The 2094-nt window shown below is 38.0% G+C and carries 1 protein-coding gene; it reads right to left on the minus strand.

Translation table 11 applies throughout. The annotated features are described in order from the left end of the window. Positions 1-357: 357 nt before the first annotated feature. Positions 358-1911: a DUF4942 domain-containing protein gene (locus tag BN1609_RS13860; RefSeq protein WP_088841047.1), complete on the minus strand. Its 1554-nt coding sequence runs from the start codon at positions 1909-1911 to the stop codon at positions 358-360. Positions 1912-2094: the final 183 nt, after the last annotated feature.

Below are 2094 nucleotides of genomic sequence, written 5' to 3' on the forward strand. Positions count from 1 at the left end.
GAAGCGCAAGGTTCCGCCTAATGGCTGCCTAGATGCACACAAGATGTTGAAGCGTTGTCACGGAGCGAACAAAGTGAGCGCAGAACAATGCGTATGGCAAAGCAGAAAGGTAAAAATGATTTTCATAAGGGATTTTTAGCTTCAGCTAAAAATAACCATGCCCTTGACCTTATGCTTTTGACTTGTCCATGCGACCAGGCGTTTTGGGAGCTTGGAGCCCTTCAGGTGGTGACAACCACCTTTTGATCCAAGGAAAGCGTTTTTGGCTTTCCGTCTCCATCCGTGTGCCTCGCGCTCGGATAGATTCATTTGCTCCTTTTCTTGATTCAATAAGGGGGAAACCTCCCCCTTATCGTTTTAAGCTTCTTGTAACTGCTTCATTTTCGGAAAATTCCTTTGAGTAAATTCTTTCGCGTTTAAATTTGTTTTAATTTCTTCCTCGCACGGCACCCAATTTTTTTGTTGTCCACATATTTTATTAAATTTCTCTAGCAACTCCATATCTTTAAACCAAATATGTACTGTGCCCTTATTGAACATTTTGAATCTGAAGACACCATTTTCAAATTCTCCACGTGCAATGGTTTGAAATTCTACTTCAGCATGTGGGTCTAGCATTTGAAACATTTTCATCAAGTCATCTAAATAATTTTTTACACTAAAATCTATATATTGATATGCGTAGCGAACTTCGGCGTCTTTTTGCCCAAATTTTCTTTCCTTACCCATAGCTTGGTCTAGGTCAAATACTCTATCGTTCATCAAAGGTAATATTATTTTTTTATTCACTTTAAATGCGCTGTTTGTGTCCCATCCATCATAATAATGAATATTGTTCGCATATTCTTCATGATGATATTGTGTGATGTTATCAAACATATGTACACAACTATCTAACAACATATCATCAGCATTCTGTATGAGCGCTTGAAGTAATAGTTTGATATTATCCAGGTTAATTTCAAGCTTTGCCGCACCCATCAAATATTGATTCAACTTTGTTTTTCCGTGTACAGTTAAATTTTTCCGGAATTCATCTGTATTTAAAATAGCTTCCCAATAACGCTCCCGAACACTTTCTAAACATGCATTAAGGGACTGATTTCCTCCATAATTTGTGACCGAGCAGAAAGAAAGCTCGCTTTCTTTCTCTAGTAAACTTTCTAGGTATTCCAAAGCCTTTTGACTTTCAAAATACGCTTTTATTTTTTTCACATGGTAGTCGTATCGCATGACTAGACTTTGTATTTTTTCCACACGTTCTGCCAGTTCTTGAGAATGAAGGAAAGTCGATAGGCTCGTTTCCAGTTCTTGACTTTCCAGATGATTCTTAACATTTTTGTTTATCTCATTCAACCAAGTATCTACTTTTGCTGTCGTAGGGCTGACTGTCATTCTAATTATCGCTGTTTCCACATTTGTTCGACGCTCTGCCTCTTGGAACAAATCGGAATGAAAAGTAATTTTTGCATGATATTTTTGACAAAGCAGGGCAAGTTTTTGTCTAGTTTTTGAAAATGGATTTCGAATCGTCTCCGCGTTCACAATCGCATGAATCACACATTTATTTTGCACTTGCCCTTCTGCTAAATGAATGGCATGTAAGACATGTTTATCGCCCTCAGAAAACGGTGGATTCATCACAATTGCATCATATTCGGTATACGTATGAAACTGTAAAAAATCGTTTCCAAGAACAGGAAAGCCCTGACCGTTTAAAATGTGGCAGCAATCTGGTTCTTTCTCCACAACATCAATCTTGGCATGGGAAAATTTTTTCTGTAGATGTTGCACTAAGTCGCCTTTTCCTGCACTTGGTTCAAGAATTTTATTTATTTGATATTCTGGAAGTTCTTTCGTTAGTAATCTTTGCACTTCTTTTGGTGATGGGTAAAAATTGTCATTAAACATGGGATAAACCGCCTCTTTTCATTTTTAGCTTTCTGGTTTGACAAAACCAGGAAGTCGAAAGGCTGAATTTTTGCCTTTCTGATGGCAGGCCATGTAAACATTTGTAGCAAGATTTGCGCAAGGGATAGGCCATTGTTCAGGCTTCGCCTGGTACAAGGGCGTAAGTCAAAAAAGTTTTTGTAG

This window comes from Listeria sp. ILCC797, from assembly GCF_900186185.1.
Lineage (GTDB): Bacteria > Bacillota > Bacilli > Lactobacillales > Listeriaceae > Listeria > Listeria goaensis.

Coding starts and splice junctions, on each gene's coding strand:
- BN1609_RS13860 (WP_088841047.1), bottom strand. CDS start 1,911: ATGTTTAATGACAATTTTTACCCATCACCAAAAGAAGTGCAAAGATTA.